General features: G+C 62.7%; 20 protein-coding genes and 1 pseudogene. 10 read left to right on the top strand and 11 right to left on the bottom strand.

Going from position 1 to position 16,903, the window contains the following annotated elements; genetic code table 11:
- Nucleotides 1-263: 263 nt before the first annotated feature.
- From OEG82_RS02135 to OEG82_RS02115, 5 genes are all read left to right on the top strand, one after another.
- Nucleotides 264-1,877 carry a phosphoenolpyruvate carboxykinase gene (locus tag OEG82_RS02135; protein WP_267610817.1) on the top strand — a complete coding sequence of 538 codons (1,614 nt, stop codon included), beginning with the start codon at nt 264-266 and terminating at the stop codon, nt 1,875-1,877.
- A 101-nt stretch (nt 1,878-1,978) separates the two neighbouring features.
- A complete protein-coding gene (locus tag OEG82_RS02130; protein WP_267610816.1) occupies nt 1,979-2,656 on the top strand; it encodes a nitroreductase family protein in 678 nt (225 codons plus the stop codon).
- Nucleotides 2,653-3,087 carry an alternative ribosome rescue aminoacyl-tRNA hydrolase ArfB gene (arfB, locus tag OEG82_RS02125; RefSeq protein WP_267610815.1) on the top strand — a complete coding sequence of 145 codons (435 nt, stop codon included), beginning with the start codon at nt 2,653-2,655 and terminating at the stop codon, nt 3,085-3,087. Before OEG82_RS02130 ends, arfB begins: the two co-directional genes overlap by 4 nt.
- A 77-nt stretch (nt 3,088-3,164) precedes the next feature.
- Nucleotides 3,165-3,680 carry a peptidoglycan-binding protein LysM gene (gene lysM / locus OEG82_RS02120; RefSeq protein ID WP_267610814.1) on the top strand — a complete coding sequence of 172 codons (516 nt, stop codon included), beginning with the start codon at nt 3,165-3,167 and terminating at the stop codon, nt 3,678-3,680.
- Between the two features lie 27 nt (nt 3,681-3,707).
- A complete protein-coding gene (locus tag OEG82_RS02115; RefSeq protein WP_267610813.1) occupies nt 3,708-4,340 on the top strand; it encodes an alpha-ketoglutarate-dependent dioxygenase AlkB family protein in 633 nt (210 codons plus the stop codon).
- A gap of 20 nt (nt 4,341-4,360) precedes the next feature.
- On the opposite strand, the gene coaA is transcribed toward OEG82_RS02115, so the two are convergent.
- The 7 genes from coaA to hisB all read right to left on the bottom strand — a co-directional run bounded on the left by coaA (nt 4,361) and on the right by hisB (nt 9,149).
- Nucleotides 4,361-5,347 carry a type I pantothenate kinase gene (gene coaA, locus OEG82_RS02110; protein ID WP_425497513.1) on the bottom strand — a complete coding sequence of 329 codons (987 nt, stop codon included), beginning with the start codon at nt 5,345-5,347 and terminating at the stop codon, nt 4,361-4,363.
- Between the two features lie 2 nt (nt 5,348-5,349).
- Nucleotides 5,350-5,673: a phosphoribosyl-ATP diphosphatase gene (locus OEG82_RS02105; protein WP_267610810.1), complete on the bottom strand. Its 324-nt coding sequence runs from the start codon at nt 5,671-5,673 to the stop codon at nt 5,350-5,352.
- Between the two features lie 41 nt (nt 5,674-5,714).
- Entirely contained in the window at nt 5,715-6,488 is a 774-nt protein-coding gene (gene hisF, locus OEG82_RS02100; RefSeq protein ID WP_267610809.1) for an imidazole glycerol phosphate synthase subunit HisF, read from the bottom strand.
- Between the two features lie 103 nt (nt 6,489-6,591).
- Nucleotides 6,592-7,362: a 1-(5-phosphoribosyl)-5-[(5-phosphoribosylamino)methylideneamino]imidazole-4-carboxamide isomerase gene (gene hisA, locus OEG82_RS02095; RefSeq protein WP_267610808.1), complete on the bottom strand. Its 771-nt coding sequence runs from the start codon at nt 7,360-7,362 to the stop codon at nt 6,592-6,594.
- Nucleotide 7,363: 1 nt separating this feature from the next.
- Nucleotides 7,364-8,014 carry an imidazole glycerol phosphate synthase subunit HisH gene (hisH, locus tag OEG82_RS02090; protein WP_267610807.1) on the bottom strand — a complete coding sequence of 217 codons (651 nt, stop codon included), beginning with the start codon at nt 8,012-8,014 and terminating at the stop codon, nt 7,364-7,366.
- Between the two features lie 5 nt (nt 8,015-8,019).
- Nucleotides 8,020-8,502 carry a DUF2628 domain-containing protein gene (locus OEG82_RS02085; RefSeq protein ID WP_267610806.1) on the bottom strand — a complete coding sequence of 161 codons (483 nt, stop codon included), beginning with the start codon at nt 8,500-8,502 and terminating at the stop codon, nt 8,020-8,022.
- A 38-nt stretch (nt 8,503-8,540) separates the two neighbouring features.
- Complete coding sequence (gene hisB, locus OEG82_RS02080; protein ID WP_267610804.1) at nt 8,541-9,149, bottom strand: imidazoleglycerol-phosphate dehydratase HisB; 609 nt, start codon at nt 9,147-9,149, stop codon at nt 8,541-8,543.
- A gap of 220 nt (nt 9,150-9,369) precedes the next feature.
- Here hisB and hslV point away from each other — a divergent pair, with 220 nt between their 5' ends.
- The 5 genes and pseudogenes from hslV (at nt 9,370) to OEG82_RS02055 (ending at nt 14,032) form a co-directional block, all read left to right on the top strand.
- A complete protein-coding gene (gene hslV / locus OEG82_RS02075) occupies nt 9,370-9,930 on the top strand; it encodes an ATP-dependent protease subunit HslV (protein ID WP_267610802.1) in 561 nt (186 codons plus the stop codon).
- Entirely contained in the window at nt 9,917-10,483 is a 567-nt protein-coding gene (locus OEG82_RS02070) for a GNAT family N-acetyltransferase (protein WP_267610800.1), read from the top strand. The genes hslV and OEG82_RS02070 overlap by 14 nt, the downstream gene beginning before the upstream one ends.
- The gene (locus OEG82_RS02065; RefSeq protein ID WP_267614825.1) at nt 10,483-11,634 is read left to right on the top strand and encodes a hypothetical protein; all 1,152 of its coding nucleotides are present in this window, start codon (nt 10,483-10,485) and stop codon (nt 11,632-11,634) included. Before OEG82_RS02070 ends, OEG82_RS02065 begins: the two co-directional genes overlap by 1 nt.
- Before the next feature lie 23 nt (nt 11,635-11,657).
- A pseudogene (gene hslU, locus OEG82_RS02060) lies at nt 11,658-12,956 on the top strand (ATP-dependent protease ATPase subunit HslU); the annotation flags it as partial.
- Between the two features lie 86 nt (nt 12,957-13,042).
- On the top strand, nt 13,043-14,032 hold the full coding sequence (locus OEG82_RS02055) for a DUF1402 family protein (RefSeq protein ID WP_425497512.1): 990 nt from the start codon (nt 13,043-13,045) through the stop codon (nt 14,030-14,032).
- Between the two features lie 29 nt (nt 14,033-14,061).
- Here the strand turns inward: OEG82_RS02055 and OEG82_RS02050 are convergent, their stop codons facing one another.
- Genes OEG82_RS02050 through OEG82_RS02035 form a run of 4 tightly spaced genes read right to left on the bottom strand, consistent with a single transcriptional unit; the run spans nt 14,062 to nt 16,859 of the window.
- Nucleotides 14,062-14,487, bottom strand: coding sequence for a helix-turn-helix domain-containing protein (locus OEG82_RS02050; protein ID WP_267610799.1), 426 nt, complete (start codon nt 14,485-14,487; stop codon nt 14,062-14,064).
- Nucleotides 14,484-15,032, bottom strand: a complete 549-nt coding sequence (locus OEG82_RS02045; RefSeq protein WP_267610797.1) for a Smr/MutS family protein — start codon at nt 15,030-15,032, stop codon at nt 14,484-14,486. The genes OEG82_RS02050 and OEG82_RS02045 overlap by 4 nt, the downstream gene beginning before the upstream one ends.
- Nucleotides 15,025-16,155 (bottom strand): murein transglycosylase A, encoded by a 1,131-nt coding sequence (mltA, locus tag OEG82_RS02040; protein WP_267610796.1) that lies wholly within the window; start codon nt 16,153-16,155, stop codon nt 15,025-15,027. Before mltA ends, OEG82_RS02045 begins: the two co-directional genes overlap by 8 nt.
- A complete protein-coding gene (locus OEG82_RS02035) occupies nt 16,155-16,859 on the bottom strand; it encodes a Tim44/TimA family putative adaptor protein (RefSeq protein WP_267610795.1) in 705 nt (234 codons plus the stop codon). Before OEG82_RS02035 ends, mltA begins: the two co-directional genes overlap by 1 nt.
- Nucleotides 16,860-16,903 lie beyond the last annotated feature (44 nt).

The following is a 16,903-nucleotide window of genomic DNA, read 5'->3' as shown; positions in this document are numbered from 1 at the left end:
CAAAATCCCGCCGCCACGTCCATGAGGATAAAGTGAGAACAAAATGTGGCACAGATCCCCTTCAGTGTCATTCTCTCATTCCGGCCTGTCCCGCGGCAAAGCCGGATTGAACCGATTTAAACGAATACTTGATTTTTTAAATCGATTAATACTTTGTTTTCATTAATGTTTCTTTGATCCGCATGTTGTTTTTTGAAATCCTCGCCCCTATGGTCCGGCCAAATTTGAACTTGGCCCGCGTTTGAGCAAAAAGGAAATCCGGGATGACTGTGGATTTGGGAGTGCATGATCCGTCGGCCGAAAACGGCCTCTCCGGCCTGACCACGACAGGACTGGTGCGGTACAATACCGGTGAAGCCGAGCTGGTCGAGATCGCGGTTGCGCGCGGCGAAGCCACGCTGACGGCACACGGCGCGCTGCGGGCACTGACCGGCCAGCACACCGGCCGGTCGGCCAAGGACAAGTTCGTGGTCCGGGATGCGACGACCGAGAACCAGATCTGGTGGGACAACAACAAGCCGATGTCGCCTGACGCCTTTGACAGGCTGCATGCCGACATGCTGGCCCATGTCACCGACAAGGAACTGTTTGTTCAGGATCTGGTCGGCGGCGCGGACGAGGACTATGCGCTCAATTCCCGGATCATCACCGAATATGCCTGGCACGCCCTGTTCATCCGCAATCTGCTGATCCGCCCGGATCGCGAGAAGCTCAAGAATTTCGCGCCACAGCTGACCATCATCAACCTGCCGTCCTTCCAGGCCGATCCGGCGCGCCACGGCTGCCGTTCCGAAACGGTGATTGCGGTCAATCTCGACAAGGGCCTCGTTCTGATCGGCGGCACCTCCTATGCCGGCGAGATGAAGAAATCGGTCTTCACCGTGCTCAACTACCTGCTGCCGGCACAAAATGTGATGCCGATGCATTGTTCGGCAAATGTCGGCCCCGAGCAGGACACCGCGGTGTTTTTCGGCCTGTCCGGCACCGGCAAGACGACGCTGTCGGCCGACCCGAAGCGCACCCTGATCGGCGACGACGAGCATGGCTGGGGCGAGCATGGCGTGTTCAATTTCGAAGGCGGCTGCTACGCCAAAACCATTCGGTTGTCGCGCGAGGCCGAGCCTGAAATCTTCGGCACCACCGAGCGTTTCGGCACGGTTCTGGAAAATGTGGTTCTGGACGAGAACCGGGTCCCGGATTTTCATGACGGCTCGCTGACCGAAAACACCCGCTGTGCCTATCCGCTGCATTTCATCCCCAATGCCAGCGAGAGCGGCCGTTCCGGCCATCCGCGCAACATCATCATGCTGACTGCGGATGCCTTCGGCGTGATGCCGCCGATTGCCAGGCTGACGCCGGAACAGGCGATGTATCACTTCCTGTCGGGCTACACCGCCAAGGTGGCCGGCACCGAAAAGGGCGTGACCGAACCCGAAGCGACGTTTTCGACCTGTTTCGGCGCCCCGTTCATGCCGCGCCACCCGTCCGAATACGGAAATCTGCTGCGCCGGCTAATCCATGACCACAATGTCACCTGCTGGCTGGTCAACACTGGCTGGACCGGCGGCGCCTATGGCACCGGCCAGCGCATGCCGATCAAGGCAACCCGGGCGCTGCTGTCGGCAGCGCTGGACGGCTCGCTTGAAAAGGCCGATTTTCGCACCGACGCCAATTTCGGCTTCGCCGTGCCGGTTGCGGTCGACGGTGTCGATACCGCGATCCTCGACCCGCGCTCGACCTGGGCCGACAAGACCGGCTACGACGCTTCGGCCGACCGTCTGGTGAACATGTTCATCGACAACTTCGCCAAGTTCGAAACCCATGTCGACGGCTCGGTGCTCGATGCCGCGCCCGGGTTCAAGACCGCGGCAGAGTAGTCCCGCCGCTTTCGAGCGCTGATTTTGACCGGCCCCGTTGACCCGACGGGGCCGGTCGCGCATTTTCTGCCCGATCAGGTCCGCTGCAGGAGACAGGCGCCATGGCCAAAACGGCCGAGACAATCGAACTTTCGCCCTTGCGGGTTTCCGGGCCCGAGATGCAGGCAAGGTCGGAAGAATTCCTCGAGCTGATGCAGAAGCGCCGGACCGTGCGGGATTTCTCGCCCGAGCCGGTCGACCCGGAGATCATCCGGCTTGCGGTTCGCGCCGCGGCAACCGCACCCTCGGGCGCCAATCAGCAGCCCTGGAGTTTCGTCGCCATCGGCGATCCCGACACCAAACGCGCCATCCGCCTGGCAGCGGAGGAAGAAGAGCGCGCCTTTTATGCCGGCCGCGCCGGCCCGCAATGGCTGGACGCCTTGTCCCATCTGGGCACCGATTCGGAAAAACCGTTCCTGGAGACGGCCCCCTGGCTGATCGCCATCTTCGCGCAACGCTGGGGGACGGACGCCGAAGGCCGCAAGATCAAGCATTATTATGTGACCGAATCTGTCTCGATCGCCATCGGAATCCTGATCACCAGCCTGCACAGCGCCGGGCTGGCAACGCTGACGCACACGCCGTCACCGATGGGATTTCTCAACCAGATCTGCGGCCGGCCGGAGAATGAAAAGCCGCTGGTGCTGCTGGTCGTCGGGCATCCGGCTGAAGGCGCAAGGGTGCCGGCAATCAGCCGCAAACCCGAGCAGGACGTGCTGTACTGGAAGACTTCGCCATGAGCGGGCTTCCGCTGCATGCGGCGCGCGGCATCGTCATTGCCGGCTGGGAGCTCAGCGAAAGCTTCATTCGCGCCTCCGGCCCCGGCGGACAGAATGTCAACAAGGTTGCCACCGCGGTGCAGCTGCGCTTCGACATCCGCAATTCCCCCTCGCTGGTCGACCGGGTCAAGAAAAATGCCATCAAGCTCGGCGGCAGCCGGGTGTCCAAGGACGGGGTCATCATCATCGAGGCCAACCGGTTCCGGACCCAGGAGCGCAACCGCGCCGATGCCCGCGCCCGGCTGGTCGAGCTGATCGACCAGGCCTCGGAACCGCCGCCGCCGCCGCGGCGCAAGACACGCCCGACACGGGGTTCGGTGGAGCGCCGGCTGGCGGCCAAGACCGGCCGCGGGGTGATCAAGAAGGCCCGCGGCAAAGTCACCGACGATTAATCGGGTCAGCTTTTTGTTGGCACCAGCGCAACTGCATGCTTATGTGGAGCCACATAAAGTCAGGGAGACGAGTACTTATGGGCATTTTTGATTTCATCAAGTCGGCTGGAAAGAAGCTCGGCATCGGCGGAGATGACGACGCGCCGGAGGCCGATGCGGTCAAGAAGGAACTCGATTCGCACGGTCTGGGCACCGACAAGGTCGAGGTCAAGGTCGACGGCGACAAGATCGTCCTATCCGGTGTGGTCGAGGATCAGTCGATTTTCGAGAAAGCCATTGTCGCGGTGGGCAACACGCTGGGCATTTCCAAGGTCGAAGCCGGCGAACTCAAGGTGATTGCGCGCGATTCCGGCCTGTCGCTGGGATCCACCGACATGACCGCCCTGGTCAAGGCCTCGACGCCGGCCAAGACCCCGCGTTTTCACACGGTTGAAAAGGGCGACAATCTCTGGAAGATCGCCGAAGCCGCCTATGGCAAGGGCAAGGGGTCCAAATACACCGTGATCTTCGAGGCCAACAAACCGATGCTGTCGGACCCCGACAAGATCTATCCGGGCCAGGTGCTGCGGATTCCCGATATCGAAACCGCCTGAGACGGCAAGAAACCCAGAAGGCCGGCGATGTTTGTCATGCCCAAGGGGGTGCGCCACATCCCCGGCCATCTTGATCGCGCCGAGCAGGAAACGCTGCTCGCAGAGATCCGCGAGGTGGTGCGCCAGGCACCGCTTTACCGCCCCGAGATGCCGCGAACCGGCAAACCGTTCAGCGTGCGGATGACCAATTGCGGCGAGCTTGGATGGGTCGCCGACAGACAGGGCTATCGTTACCAGGAGCAGCATCCGGTCAGCGGCACGCCCTGGCCGCCGATTCCCGACCGCCTGCTCAGGCTCTGGGCGGAGCTCACCGGCGAAACCGCGCCGCCCCAGGCCTGCCTGATCAATTTCTATGCTCCCGACGCGCGCATGGGCCTGCACCAGGACCGTGACGAGCAGGATCTTGGCGCGCCGGTGCTGTCGGTGTCGCTGGGTGACGCCTGCCTGTTCCGCATCGGCGGCACCGAACGCGGCCAGCCGACAAAGTCATTCCGGCTGGAAAGCGGTGATATCGTGATTCTGGGAGGCGAAGGCCGCCTGGCCTTCCACGGAGTTGACCGGATCTATCCGACCACCTCGACACTGCTCAAAGATGGCGGCCGCATCAACCTCACCCTCCGCCGGGTTACATCCCCGGCGCTGTCCGGCAAGGCCAGCTGACGCCATTACGCCGGCAGAACCTACAGCTTCCGAAGCGCCACCTGTTCGATCAGGTGGTTGGGCGCCTTGCGCAGGATCAGGTCGGCACGCGGGCGGGTCGGCAGGATATTTTCCTTCAGGTTCTTCAGGTTGATGTTTTCCCAGAGATTCTCGGCAATGGCGCGGGCGGCCTCCTCCTTGATCGCGGCATAGCGGTGAAAGAAGGATTCGGGATTGCGGAAGGCGGTTTGCCTCAGGTTCATGAAGCGGTCGACATACCAGCGGTGAATGTCCACCTCTTCGGCGTCGATATAGATCGAGAAATCGAAGAAGTCGGAGACGAAGGGCACGATCTTGCCGTCCTCGGGCAGATCGCGGACCTGCAGCACATTGATGCCCTCGAAGATCAGGATGTCGGGCCGGTCGATATAGGTGTATTCGCCCGGCAGAACGTCATAGGTCAGGTGCGAATAGCATGGCGCCCGGACATTGTGCTGGCCGGCCTTGATTTCGGACAGAAACCGCAACACGGCCCCCACATCATAGCTGTCGGGAAAACCCTTGCGGTCCATCAGATTGTTGCGCCGCAGAACCTCGTTCGGATAGAGAAATCCGTCCGTGGTCACCAGATCGACCTTGGGGCTGGAGGGCCAGCGCGCAAGCAGTTCGGCCAGTACGCGGGCCGTGGTCGACTTGCCCACCGCCACCGATCCGGCAATGCCGATGATGAACGGCGTCTTGGTGACATTGGACAGATTGAGGAAACGCTTGCGCTGTTCGAACAGCATTTGCGAGGATTCGACATGGGCCGACAACAGCCGCGACAGCGACAGGTAGATCCGGCGCACTTCGTCGAGATTGACCGGGTCATTGAGCGACCGCAGCCGGCGAACCTCGTCCTCGGTCAGGGTCAGCGGCGTGTCGGCGCGGAACTCCGCCCATTTGTCGGCCGTGAAGAACCGGTAGGGAGAAAACTCGTCGCCGGTGAAATGATCAAGGGCGCGGGGCTGGATATCCGTCTGGTCCATCGTCACTCCGCCGCGCGCCCGGCCTTTTCGGAAAGGCCCGATTGGATTGTGCGGCCTTCCAGTTCTGCCATCACGTCCGACAACGGAATATCCGCGATCCTGAGCACCACCAGCAGGTGATAGAGCAGATCGGCCGATTCCCCGACCAGCTCGCCGCGGCTTTGCGAGATCGCGGCGATCACCGTTTCGACCGACTCCTCGCCGAGTTTCTTGGCTGCCTTGGGCATGCCGGCGGCAACAAGCTTGGCCGTCCAGGATTGTCCCGGATCCGCCAGGGCGCGGTCGGCGACGATCCGTTCAAGATCGGCAAGATCAAAGCTGGTCATGAGGCGCGTTTCCCTTCGGGACATTTGCTCGGATAGGTGGCTCAAACCATGCGCATGTCGAGCCCGGCGCTGGCCATATACTGCTTGGCTTCATGGATCGTATAGGTTCCGAAATGGAAAATCGAGGCTGCGAGCACGGCGGTGGCATGCCCGTCGCGGATCCCCTCGACCAGATGGTCGAGCGTGCCGACCCCGCCCGAGGCGATCACCGGCACCCGCACCGCATCGGCGATGGTCCGGGTCAGCGCAATGTCATAGCCGGATTTGGTGCCATCCTTGTCCATCGAGGTCAGCAACAATTCGCCGGCGCCGCGCTCCACCATCTGGACGGCAAAGGGCACCGCATCAATGCCGGTGGGGGTGCGGCCGCCATGGGTGAAGATTTCCCAGCGATCGGCTTCGCCCGGTGCCGAGACCTTCTTGGAATCGATCGAGACGACGATGCACTGGTTGCCGAACTTGTCCGCGGCTTCGGCGACGAAGTCGGGATTGTTGACCGCCGCGGAATTGATCGACACCTTGTCTGCGCCCGAGAGCAGCAGCTTGCGAATGTCCGCCACCGTACGCACGCCGCCGCCGACCGTCAGCGGCATGAAACAATGTTCGGCGGTCTGGGCGACGACATCGAAAATGGTGTCGCGGTTGTCGGAAGATGCGGTGATGTCGAGAAAGCAGAGCTCGTCGGCGCCTGCCGCATCATAGGCCTTGGCGGCCTCCACCGGATCACCGGCATCGATCAGATCGACAAAATTGACGCCCTTGACGACGCGGCCGTCCTTGACGTCGAGACATGGGATGACGCGGGATTTCAGCATCGGCCGGCCGCTTTCTTGGTTTGCACGTCCTCGCGGCGAAACCGCTGCGGGGCGCGCGGGCAGTCCTTGACGTCCAGACAGGAAATGACACGGGATTTGAGGGTCACGAGCGATCCGCCTCTTCGAATTTGGCGGCCTCGATCGTGAACGTATCGTTCAGCACGGCCAGCGCTTCGGCCGGATCGATGCGGCCGTCATAAAGCGCCCGGCCGGAAATGGCGCCCTCGAGACGGGCCGCATCCGGCATTTTCATCCGCACGATATCGGCAAGCGAGGCAAGCCCGCCCGAGGCGATCACCGGGATCGAAACGGCTTCGGCCAGTTCGATGGTCGAGTCCCAGTTGATGCCGGTCAGCACGCCGTCGCGGTCGATGTCGGTGTAGATGATGGCGGCAACGCCGGCGCCTTCGAAACGCTGCGCCAGTTCGATAACGCCGAGCTCGGAGGCCTCGGCCCAGCCCTCGACCGCCACCTTGCCGCCCTTGGCGTCGATGCCGACGGCGACGCGGCCGGGAAACAGCTTGCAGGCCTCGCGCACCAGGTCGGGATCGCGCACGGCGACGGTGCCGAGAATCACCCGGGCCAGCCCCTTGTCGAGCCAGGCTTCGATATGGGCGAGCGTGCGGATGCCACCGCCGAGCTGCACCGGGTTCTTCGTCGCCTTGAGGATCTTCTCGACCGCGGCGCCATTGACCGACTGGCCCTCGAATGCTCCGTTGAGATCAACCACATGCAACCACTCGAAGCCCTGTTCCTCGAAGGCGCGGGCCTGGGCCGCCGGGTCTTTATTGTAGACCGTGGCGGAGTCCATTTCGCCCAGCTTGAGCCGGACGCACTGGCCGTCCTTGAGATCGATGGCGGGAAACAGGATCATGTCAGGGCTTCCATTTGAGGAAATTGGCGATCAGCGCCAGACCCAGGGTCTGGCTCTTTTCCGGGTGAAACTGGGTGCCTGCCTTGTTGCCATGGGCAACGGCAGCGGTGACCGGCCCGCCATAATCGGTCCGTGCAATCACATCAGCGGGATTGTTTGCCGCCAAATGATAGGAATGGACGAAATAGGCGTGCAGCCCGTCAGAACCGGTGGGAATGCCGTCAAACAGCGGGTGGTCGGCGACATCATCGAGCGTGTTCCAGCCGATCTGGGGAATTTTCAAAGCCGGATTCGATGGCCTGATCTCGACCACGTCGCCGGGGATCCAGCCAAAGCCTTCGGTCACCGTCTTTTCCAGCCCGCGCGTCGACATCAGCTGCATGCCGACGCAGATGCCGAGAAAGGGCCGCGCCTTGTCCTCGACCGCGTGGCGCAATGCCGCGTCCATGCCGTCGATGGCGTCCAGCCCGGCGCGGCAATCGGCATAGGCGCCGACACCGGGCAGCACCACGCGATCAGCGCTGGCGACATGATCGGCGTCAGCGCTCAGGGCGATGTCGGCGGACACGCCCGATTCCCGCGCAGCGCGTTCGAAGGCCTTCAACGCCGAGCGAAGATTGCCCGATCCATAATCAACAATGACAACCCGCATGCGATCTAGTTCCTTTCAACCGGCACCATGCCGATGGAGCCCGCCTCGGTGCTGCCCGGACGGCCAGGCTTGAGTGGACGCAAGGCCTGTGCGCCCTGCATGGCTGCGGGTGGATTCCCGCGCGACAGGGCACGGGCCGCATGGATCTCAAACGCGGTGCCGGGATCATCGGTTCCGATCACGTCCACCAGCCGCCAGCCCCGGCGTTGCAGGGCAGAGGCGCGCCAGTTGCGGCCTTCCAGCGCGGTGATCAGAGACAGGGCGAGGCTGATCGCCATGGCAACGAGGACCTGGCCGTAATCGACAGCCAGCACGGTTGCCAGCGCCACCACGAGAAAAGCCGCGACGGCTTCGAGCCAGAGCCGGTTGAACAGCAGCCAGATCACCGGCGCCAGGAAAGCCCAGGGGGCAAAGCTGTCGGCGATCACCTCGGAACGCTCATCAGGTGCCTCCGCCCCGGGGCTGGCCAAAACAAGATAGGCAGTCATGACGATGGTCTCCGATCAACCCTTGCCCGGGAACAGTCTCAGGCGAGCGATCCTTTGGTGGAGGGAATCCGGTCCTTTTGCCGTGGATCGACTTCGCAGGCCGCGCGCATCACCCGCGCGACCGCCTTGAAACAGGTCTCGGCGATATGGTGGTTGTTGGCGCCATAGATATTGGTCACATGCAGGGTGATGCCGGCATGCTGTGCCAGAGCCTGAAAGAACTCGCGCACGAGTTCGGTGTCGAAGGTTCCGATCTTAGGCGCTGTGAAATCCACATTCCAGACCAGGAAGGGGCGTCCGGAAATGTCGATGGCCGCCTTTGTCAGGGTCTCGTCCATGGCGAGATCGAGCGAGGCATAGCGGCAAATGCCGCGGCGGTCGCCCAGCGCCTTGGCCAGAGCCTGGCCGATGGCGATGCCGGTGTCTTCGACCGTATGGTGGTCGTCGATATGCAGGTCGCCCTTAGCCTTGATGTCCATGTCGATCAGCGAGTGCCGCGCCAGCTGTTCCAGCATGTGGTCGAAAAAGCCGACGCCGGTCGAGATCGATCCGCTGCCGGTGCCGTCGACCGACAGGGCCACGGATATATCGGTTTCATTGGTCTTGCGGGCGACAGAGGCTGCGCGCGCATTTTCAGGGGTGGCCATCAGAGGTCTCCGAACTGTGCTTTGGCGCTCAATATCAGGCCGCAAAGCAAATATCCAGAACGGCTTTGCCCGGACCGCGTTGTTGTGGCTTCCGCCTGGCCGCGCGAGCCCAGTCCCGGTTGAGCGAGAGTGCCTGCGGATTTGCAATCGCCGACGCTGCGCTTACATAGAGCGAACAGGACGCAACGCGGCCGATGCCGCTTGAAGGAAAGGATGCCCCATGGGCGAGCACAATCCCTTTGGTGCAATGCATGCAACCACCATCATCACGGTGCGCAAGGGCAACCAGGTGGTGATGGCCGGCGACGGTCAGGTCAGCCTCGGGCAGACGGTGATGAAGGCCAATGCGCGCAAGGTGCGCCGCATCGGCAAGGACAATTCGGTGATTGCCGGGTTCGCCGGCGCCACGGCCGATGCGTTCACGCTGCTCGAACGGCTGGAAGCCAAGCTCGAGCAATATCCCGATCAGCTCACCCGCGCCGCGGTGGAGCTTGCCAAGGACTGGCGCACCGACCGCTATCTCAGACGGCTGGAAGCGATGATGCTGGTGGCCGACAAGACCGTGACGCTGGCGATCACCGGCAATGGCGATGTGCTGGAACCCGAACACGGCACCATGGCGATCGGCTCGGGCGGCAATTATGCCTATGCGGCGGCCCGGGCGCTGATGGACACCGACAAGACGGCGGAAGAGGTTGCCCGGCGGGCGATGGAAATCGCCGGCGACATCTGCGTCTACACCAATGGCAACATCGTGATCGAAACCCTTGAGCTTGATTGACGCCGGCCGCATCGGCTTCAGGCCGGTCAGCGCCGATGACTATCCGCTGCTGGAACGCTGGCTGAATACGCCGCATTGGCAAGAATGGTGGGGCGAGCCCGCAACGGAACTCGGCTATATCCGCGACATGGTCGTGGGCAGAGACACGACCCGGCCATTCGTGTTCACGCTCGACGGCCTGCCCGCGGGCTATATCCAGGTCTGGTTCATCGCCGATCATCTCGTGGAGCCGTGGCTGAGCGAGGCCCCGTGGATGTCCGAGGTTCCGGCCGACAGTGTCGGCGTCGACATCAGCATCGGCGCGACCACGCAATTGTCACGGGGTCTCGGCTCGACAGTGGTGCGGCTTTTTGCCGAGCGGCTCCGGGCCGAAGGCCACCAGACAATCCTGATCGATCCGGCCCTCACCAACCACAGGGCCATCCGGGCCTATGAGAAGGCAGGCTTCGAACGGCTGCTTGTTTCACGTGAATCACCCGATGACGAGAGCCCGGCGACACTCATCATGAAGCTGGCATCCCCCGGCGCGCGCACCGACAGAGAGACCACTTGATGATTAACAAGGCGACACTTGATCGCGCGGTGACCGAAGGCATTCTCGACGCCCGGCAACGCGAAGCGCTCGTGGCACTGGCGGGTCGGGAGCTTTCCGAAGCTTCGCCGGATCCCTCTGCCGATCTCTCGGTTGACGAGCAGATGCGGCTGGTTGGTGGCGGCAATGACATTTTCGTCACCGTCGGCATAGTGCTTCTGTTTTCCGGGGCGCTGTTTGCGCTGCAGGCAGTGATGTCACCCGGCAGCATGTGGCTGGCCGCGAGCATGGCCGCCGCAAGCTGGGTTGTTGCCGAAATCGTCACGCGGCAAAAGCGCATGCGGCTGTCGAGCACCTTGCTGGCGCTGATCTTCTGCGGCGCAATCCTGTCACTGCTTGTCGAATTCATTGTCGCGCGGTTCGATCTTCCCGAGACGGTGAATGCCTTTTCGCTGTTTGCGCTGCGCGCCGAGGCCTTGCCCATCGGCCTGACGATCGGCGGCGGGCTGATCGCTGCGGCGTCGGTTTATTTCGTTCGCTTCAAGGTGCCGGTGCTGGCGGCGGTGACGGCGATTGCCGCCACCGGCCTGGCCTTTCTGGCAACGGTGCTGGTCTATCATGACCGGATTGTCAGCGGTGCCGCGGCAGCGCCTGCCTCCGATCAACTGGCCGATGTGCTCTCCAGCGCCCTGGTGATGCCACTGGTCTGCGGGCTGATCATCTTTGCCGTGGCGGTGCTGCTTGATCTGCGCGACCGGGACCGCCAGACCGTCTGGTCGGACTGCGCCTTCTGGCTGCACGTGGTGTCGGCGCCGCTTCTGGTGCATCCGCTGTTCATCCTGGCAACCGGACAGGAGGTGTTGTCAGGCCGCATCGAACCGGGCGTGACCGCCAGCGTGCTGCTCGCCTTGATGATGGCGCTTTTCGTGCTGGTGGCGCTGGCCATCGACCGGCGTTCCCTGCTGGCTCCGACGCTGGCCTATTTCGGCTCGGTGGGCATCTACTATCTGATCAATGGTGCCGCCAACACCACCGGGATTCCGCCCTTTGCCCTGATCCTGATTGCCATCGGAGCCGTGGTGATCCTGTTCGGCGCTGGCTGGCAGCGCATCCGGCGCTTGATAATCCGGCCGCTTCTTCCCACATCGATGCTCGACAGACTCCCCCGATAAAGGCATGATCCCGACATGAGCAATTTTTCCCCCGCGAAACCGTAACCGAGCTCGACCGGTTCATCATCGGCCAGAACGACGCCAAGCGCGCAGTCGCGATTGCGCTGAGGAACCGCTGGCGGCGGCAGCAGCTTGACGGCCCGCTGCGCGAAGAGGTGATGCCCAAGAACATCCTGATGATCGGACCGACCGGCGTCGGCAAGACCGAGATTTCGCGCCGCCTGGCGCGGCTTGCCGGTGCGCCTTTCATCAAGGTCGAGGCGACCAAGTTTACCGAAGTCGGCTATGTCGGCCGCGACGTCGAACAGATCATCCGCGATCTCGTCGAAGTCGGCATCACCATCGTGCGCGAACGCAAGCGCGGCGAGGTCGAAGCCAAGGCGCGGCTCAATGCCGAGGAGCGGGTGCTCGACGCGCTGGTCGGCTCCACCGCTTCGCCGGCAACCCGGGACTCGTTTCGCAAGAAGCTGCGCGACGGCCAGCTCGACGACAAGGACATCGAGATCGAGGTGGCCGAGACCTCCGCCGGCATGCCGCAATTCGAGCTTCCCGGCATGCAGGGCGGCAATGTCGGCGTTCTCAATCTCGGCGACCTGTTCGGCAAGGCGATGGGCGGCCGCACCCGCAAGATCAAGACCACGGTCAAGGAATCCTACGACACGCTGATCAATGACGAGTCCGACAAGCTGCTCGACATGGAGCAGATCCAGCAGGAGGCAGTGAAGTCGGCACAGGATGACGGCATCGTCTTTATCGACGAGATCGACAAGATCGCGTCGCGTGAAGGCGGCATGGGCGCCGGCGTCTCCCGCGAGGGCGTGCAGCGCGATCTGCTGCCGCTGGTCGAGGGCACCACGGTAGCAACCAAGTATGGGCCGGTGAAAACCGATCACATTCTGTTTATCGCGTCAGGTGCGTTCCACGTCTCCAAACCCTCCGACCTGCTGCCCGAACTGCAGGGCCGCTTGCCGATCCGGGTCGAGTTGCGGGCGCTGGGCAAGGATGATTTCCGCCGCATCCTGACCGAGACCGAAGCCAGCCTGATCAAGCAATATGTGGCTTTGATGGCCACTGAGGACCTGACGCTGAGCTTTACCGAGGACGCGATCGACGCGCTGGCGGAGGTTGCGGTGCATCTGAATTCGAGCATCGAAAACATCGGCGCACGGCGTTTGCAGACGGTGATGGAACGGGTTCTGGATGAAATATCTTTCACCGCGCCAGACCAGCCGGGCTCGACAATCACGATCGATTCGGACTATGTGCGGGAGCACGTTGGTGACCTTGCGCAGAATACCGACCTGTCGCGGTTCATTCTTTAAGCCGCTTTTCCAAGGTAGCGCGTCACACTGAAAACGAGCTGCGCCCCGGGCATGGTCCCGGGTCTGATAGCGCTATGGAGAGAACCATGTTTGTGGCCAGCAGCAAGCTCAAGACCGTGATGGCGATCTCGATCGCGCTCACCATGAGCCTGATGCAGGTCCCTGCCGGCCATGCCGCCGAACTGGTGCCTGCGGGCAACCGCAGCGCCACGCAGCCGGACGTGCCGGGTGCCTCCAAGCGGCGCACCAAGGCGACGAAATCCAGTTTCGACGAGAAATACGAGAAGATCCGCAACCTGATCGCCGACGATACCAAGCTCAAGCGCAAGATCGTCAATGTCGCCGGGCAGTACAAGATCGATCCGATCCATATCGTCGGCGCACTTGTCGGCGAGCACACCTACAATGTCGATGCCTATGACCGGTTGCAGACCTATTACGTCAAGGCGATCTCCTATGCCGGCGAAAAGTTCCGCTTCGATCATGACGGCGAAAGCGTTGTCGAATTCGTCAAGCGGCCGGAATTCGAGGAGTGCGACGAAGACTGGGATTCAGCCAGATTGTGGACCTGCCGGGAAGATGTGTGGGAAGCCACATTCCGCGGCAAGAAGGTGTCGGGCACGGCGTTTCCGGACGACCGCTTCGGCGCCGTGTTCTTCCAGCCGTTCTATGCCGGCCAGACCTTCGGGCTTGGCCAGCTCAATCCGCTGACCGCGCTGATCCACACCGACAGGGTCAACAAGGTCTCGAGACTGAGAAAGCTCAGCGCCGGCAATGCCTCGCAAGTCTACAACGCGATCATGGAGCCGGATTCGACCCTGGCCTATATGGCCGCGTCGATTGCCGAATCCATCGAGAACTACCGTGATATTGCCGGGTTCGACATTTCCGAAAATCCCGGCCTGACCGCGACCTTGTACAATGTCGGCAATCCGGCGCGCCGGGCGAAAGAGCTGGCCGAGGAAAACGACAAGCGCAAGAAGCGCGGCCTGAAGCCGCTGCTCCCGCGCGAGAATTATTATGGCTGGCTGGTCAATGAGCATGAAGACGAGCTGCGGGAGATGATCGCCCGCTGATTTCGCGCCAGCCGTATGGTGGCGACGCTCTAATCCTGCGAAGACCGGCTTTTATGCCGGCTGCGTGCAGGCTTTCCGCCGCCCCCCGACCCGGAAGCGGGTTTGGCCGCATCGATCAATTTGCCGATTTCCTCAAGCGCCGGCTCGTCCAGCCGGGCAATCGCCCCGGCCAACCGGTTGGCGATCTCGGTGGCTTTCGGCGACAGGCCCGACGTGTCGATGGTCACCTTCGGCCGCGACAGATGCGCCAGCATCTGCAGCTCCTCGGCCTCGTCCCAGATGATGTTGAAATAGCCGATCGTGCGCTGGATGAATTCCCAGCTCGGCTCGGAGCGTCTGCCGTGTTCAAGCGCCGAGAGATAGGCGGGCGAGACACCCATGGCGGCAGCCATCTGGCGCTGGGTCACGCCGCGTGCGGCGCGCAGACGGCGCAGCGCTTGACCGAACGGCGTCATCCGGCGCTCCCCTTCTCGCGGCGCAGACGGATATACAAAGCGCCTTCGCCGCCATGGCCGCGGGCCGCGTCCTCAAAGCCCGAGATCAGGAAGCGGAATTCCGGCTTGCTCAGCCAGTCAGGCACGGCCCGCTTGAGCACGCCCTCACCGCCACGCGAGGTGCCCTTGCCAGTGATGACCAGCACATGGCGCAGGCCCCGCTCATGGGCGCGGGCGAGGAAGCCGAACAGCAGATTGTGGGCCTCGCTCTGGGTCAGGCCATGCAGATCGATGCGGCCGTCAATCGGCAGTTTTCCGCGCGCCAGCTTGCGCACCACCGGCTTTTCGATCGGATGCGGCTTTGGCCTGGCCGGAGGATTGACGCTGAGAATGGAGTGCGGGCGCTTGACCGGCTTTTCCGGTGCAGGCTTGGGCGGCGCCGGCGTTTCCAGCGCAAACCAGTCGTCCGCCTCGACCTGCTTGCCCGGATAAGCATCCACCGTGCGGGCCACCTGTGCCCAGATGATCCGGTCTTCATGACTGAGCTTGGGCTTTCCGTCACTCATGCCCGGCCCGCCGTGCGATCTCCGATCCTGCCGGAGCAAGGACCACGAATTCCGCCTTTGCCTTGATCGATCCTGCGGTGGCGCCGGCCGCGGCACCCGACCCGGCGAACAGGTCGCCCCGGGCCGGGCCGACAATCGCGGTGCCGGTATCCTGGGCGATCATCAGCCGCGCAAAGGGGCGCGCGTGATCAAAATCCGCAAGCTCCGGCGCGGACACGAAGATCGGGGTGCCAAAACTGTGGATGTGGCGATCCACCGCCAGCGAGCGTCCCGGCTCCAGCGGCACCTTGGCGGCCGCCACCGGCCCCAGCCGTTCATCGTCGACTTCGGCTTCCAGGAAAAAGATGTAGGACCGGTTTTCCCGCATCAGCCGGTCGGCCCGTTCCGGCTCGACGGCGAGCCAGTCCCGGATCGCTGCCATGGACACGGTTTCGGCGGCAATCTCGCCCCGCTCGACCAGCAACCGGCCGATGCCGGTAAAGGGATGGCCGCTCTTGCCGGCATAGGTGATGCGCCGGACCTGACCGTCGGGGAAGCGAAGCCGGGCGCAGCCCTGGACATGGGCAAAGAACACATCGGCCCGGCTTTCGGCCCAGGCGATCTCGAGATCATGGCCGTCAAAGGCGCCATTTTCGATTTCGGCGCGGTCGGGACAGCAAGCCGGTTTGCCGCCGTCATCGATCATGAAGGCATAACCCTCCGGGATCCCCGGCGGCGGATTGTCGGGATCGGGAACCTTGACCAGGGAGTCCGGCTTGCGCAGGAACGGAAATCTGTAGCCGGATTCAGCCCTGTAGCCGACCGTGACGTCAGGCTCATAATAGCCGGTTACGAATCCCCGGCCATCATCGGGACAAAGGGCCACCGGACGGAACCATGTCTCGAAGAATTCACGCGCTTGAGACGGGGATAGATAGCCGGAGTCAGCGGCGTTCACCGCCAGGGCTGCGGCAAAGGATGGCTGAAAATCCTGATGGCTCAGACCAAGTGATCCGGTGCGATAGGGCCGGTTGTGCATGGCATGGGCGGCCGAGCGGCGGAACGCCGCGAATGCGTGGCTGGGCGTATCATCCGCCCAGCCGGGGAGTTTGGAGAATTGCTCTCGCCGAAGCGACAACCCCATTACTGATCGGCTTCCGTCGCAATCAGGCGCCAGTTCGGATCACGCGAGCGCGTGTCGCGGGCAAATGTCCAGACGTCATTGACGTCGGTCACATCCGCCAGATCGCCTTCTATCACCTCGCCATCCTTGTCCAGGGTGGCGGAAATCAGCTGGCTCATGATTCGCAGCGTGATATTGGCTTCCGTGCCCTTCATCTCGGCCTGGATAATGCTCGACTTTTCAATGCCGACAAAATTCGACCGGACGGTTTCGCCGCGGGCCTCGCGTTCGTCGATCGCTGCAACGAACCCGTCATAGACTTCGCGCGACAACAGCCCCTTGAGGGTCTTGCGATCGCCTTCCGCATAGGCCGACACGATCATCTCATAGGCGGTGGTGGCGCCGGCGACAAATTCCACGGGATCGAAGCTCGGATCAGCCGCAACAACCTCTCGCAAACCCTTGTTGAGCTCGCTGCCGGGTTCGGCATAGGCATCCACAGCCGCAAACGTTTCGGGTTCACTGCTTTCCCGGCCGCGGCGCGGGAGGGTGACGACCTTGGGATCATCGAGACCTTCGGCCGCCGGGGCCTGGTCGCGGCGGGCCATCTGGTCGCGCGGCGGGGCTTCATGGCCGGTGCGCTTGCCAAGCACTGACCGAAGCTGGATGAATATGATCACCGCCGCCACAAAAAAGAAGAACGTCACAAAATCAAAGGAACCCATTCCCGCCTTCTTTCGGTTACATCATCAAACAGGAAGCATATAAT

Origin of the sequence: Hoeflea ulvae, from assembly GCF_026619435.1 — a bacterium.
GTDB classification, from domain to species: domain Bacteria; phylum Pseudomonadota; class Alphaproteobacteria; order Rhizobiales; family Rhizobiaceae; genus Hoeflea; species Hoeflea ulvae.
Note: the sequence above shows the minus strand (reverse complement) of the source record. Positions and strands in the feature narration are given on the sequence as shown.

What these genes read in the sequence shown, in the direction of transcription:
- OEG82_RS02035 (WP_267610795.1), bottom strand. Translation starts at nt 16,859, where the DNA reads ATGGGTTCCTTTGATTTTGTGACGTTCTTCTTTTTTGTGGCGGCGGTG.
- coaA (WP_425497513.1), bottom strand. Translation starts at nt 5,347, where the DNA reads ATGGACCAGACGGATATCCAGCCCCGCGCCCTTGATCATTTCACCGGC.
- mltA (WP_267610796.1), bottom strand. Translation starts at nt 16,155, where the DNA reads ATGGGGTTGTCGCTTCGGCGAGAGCAATTCTCCAAACTCCCCGGCTGG.
- OEG82_RS02130 (WP_267610816.1), top strand. Translation starts at nt 1,979, where the DNA reads ATGGCCAAAACGGCCGAGACAATCGAACTTTCGCCCTTGCGGGTTTCC.
- hisB (WP_267610804.1), bottom strand. Translation starts at nt 9,149, where the DNA reads ATGGCCACCCCTGAAAATGCGCGCGCAGCCTCTGTCGCCCGCAAGACC.
- lysM (WP_267610814.1), top strand. Translation starts at nt 3,165, where the DNA reads ATGGGCATTTTTGATTTCATCAAGTCGGCTGGAAAGAAGCTCGGCATC.
- hisH (WP_267610807.1), bottom strand. Translation starts at nt 8,014, where the DNA reads ATGCGGGTTGTCATTGTTGATTATGGATCGGGCAATCTTCGCTCGGCG.
- OEG82_RS02050 (WP_267610799.1), bottom strand. Translation starts at nt 14,487, where the DNA reads ATGACGCCGTTCGGTCAAGCGCTGCGCCGTCTGCGCGCCGCACGCGGC.
- arfB (WP_267610815.1), top strand. Translation starts at nt 2,653, where the DNA reads ATGAGCGGGCTTCCGCTGCATGCGGCGCGCGGCATCGTCATTGCCGGC.
- OEG82_RS02085 (WP_267610806.1), bottom strand. Translation starts at nt 8,502, where the DNA reads ATGACTGCCTATCTTGTTTTGGCCAGCCCCGGGGCGGAGGCACCTGAT.
- hslV (WP_267610802.1), top strand. Translation starts at nt 9,370, where the DNA reads ATGGGCGAGCACAATCCCTTTGGTGCAATGCATGCAACCACCATCATC.
- OEG82_RS02045 (WP_267610797.1), bottom strand. Translation starts at nt 15,032, where the DNA reads ATGAGTGACGGAAAGCCCAAGCTCAGTCATGAAGACCGGATCATCTGG.
- OEG82_RS02105 (WP_267610810.1), bottom strand. Translation starts at nt 5,673, where the DNA reads ATGACCAGCTTTGATCTTGCCGATCTTGAACGGATCGTCGCCGACCGC.
- OEG82_RS02115 (WP_267610813.1), top strand. Translation starts at nt 3,708, where the DNA reads ATGTTTGTCATGCCCAAGGGGGTGCGCCACATCCCCGGCCATCTTGAT.
- OEG82_RS02055 (WP_425497512.1), top strand. Translation starts at nt 13,043, where the DNA reads ATGTTTGTGGCCAGCAGCAAGCTCAAGACCGTGATGGCGATCTCGATC.
- hisF (WP_267610809.1), bottom strand. Translation starts at nt 6,488, where the DNA reads ATGCTGAAATCCCGCGTCATCCCATGTCTCGACGTCAAGGACGGCCGC.
- OEG82_RS02065 (WP_267614825.1), top strand. Translation starts at nt 10,483, where the DNA reads ATGATTAACAAGGCGACACTTGATCGCGCGGTGACCGAAGGCATTCTC.
- hisA (WP_267610808.1), bottom strand. Translation starts at nt 7,362, where the DNA reads ATGATCCTGTTTCCCGCCATCGATCTCAAGGACGGCCAGTGCGTCCGG.
- OEG82_RS02135 (WP_267610817.1), top strand. Translation starts at nt 264, where the DNA reads ATGACTGTGGATTTGGGAGTGCATGATCCGTCGGCCGAAAACGGCCTC.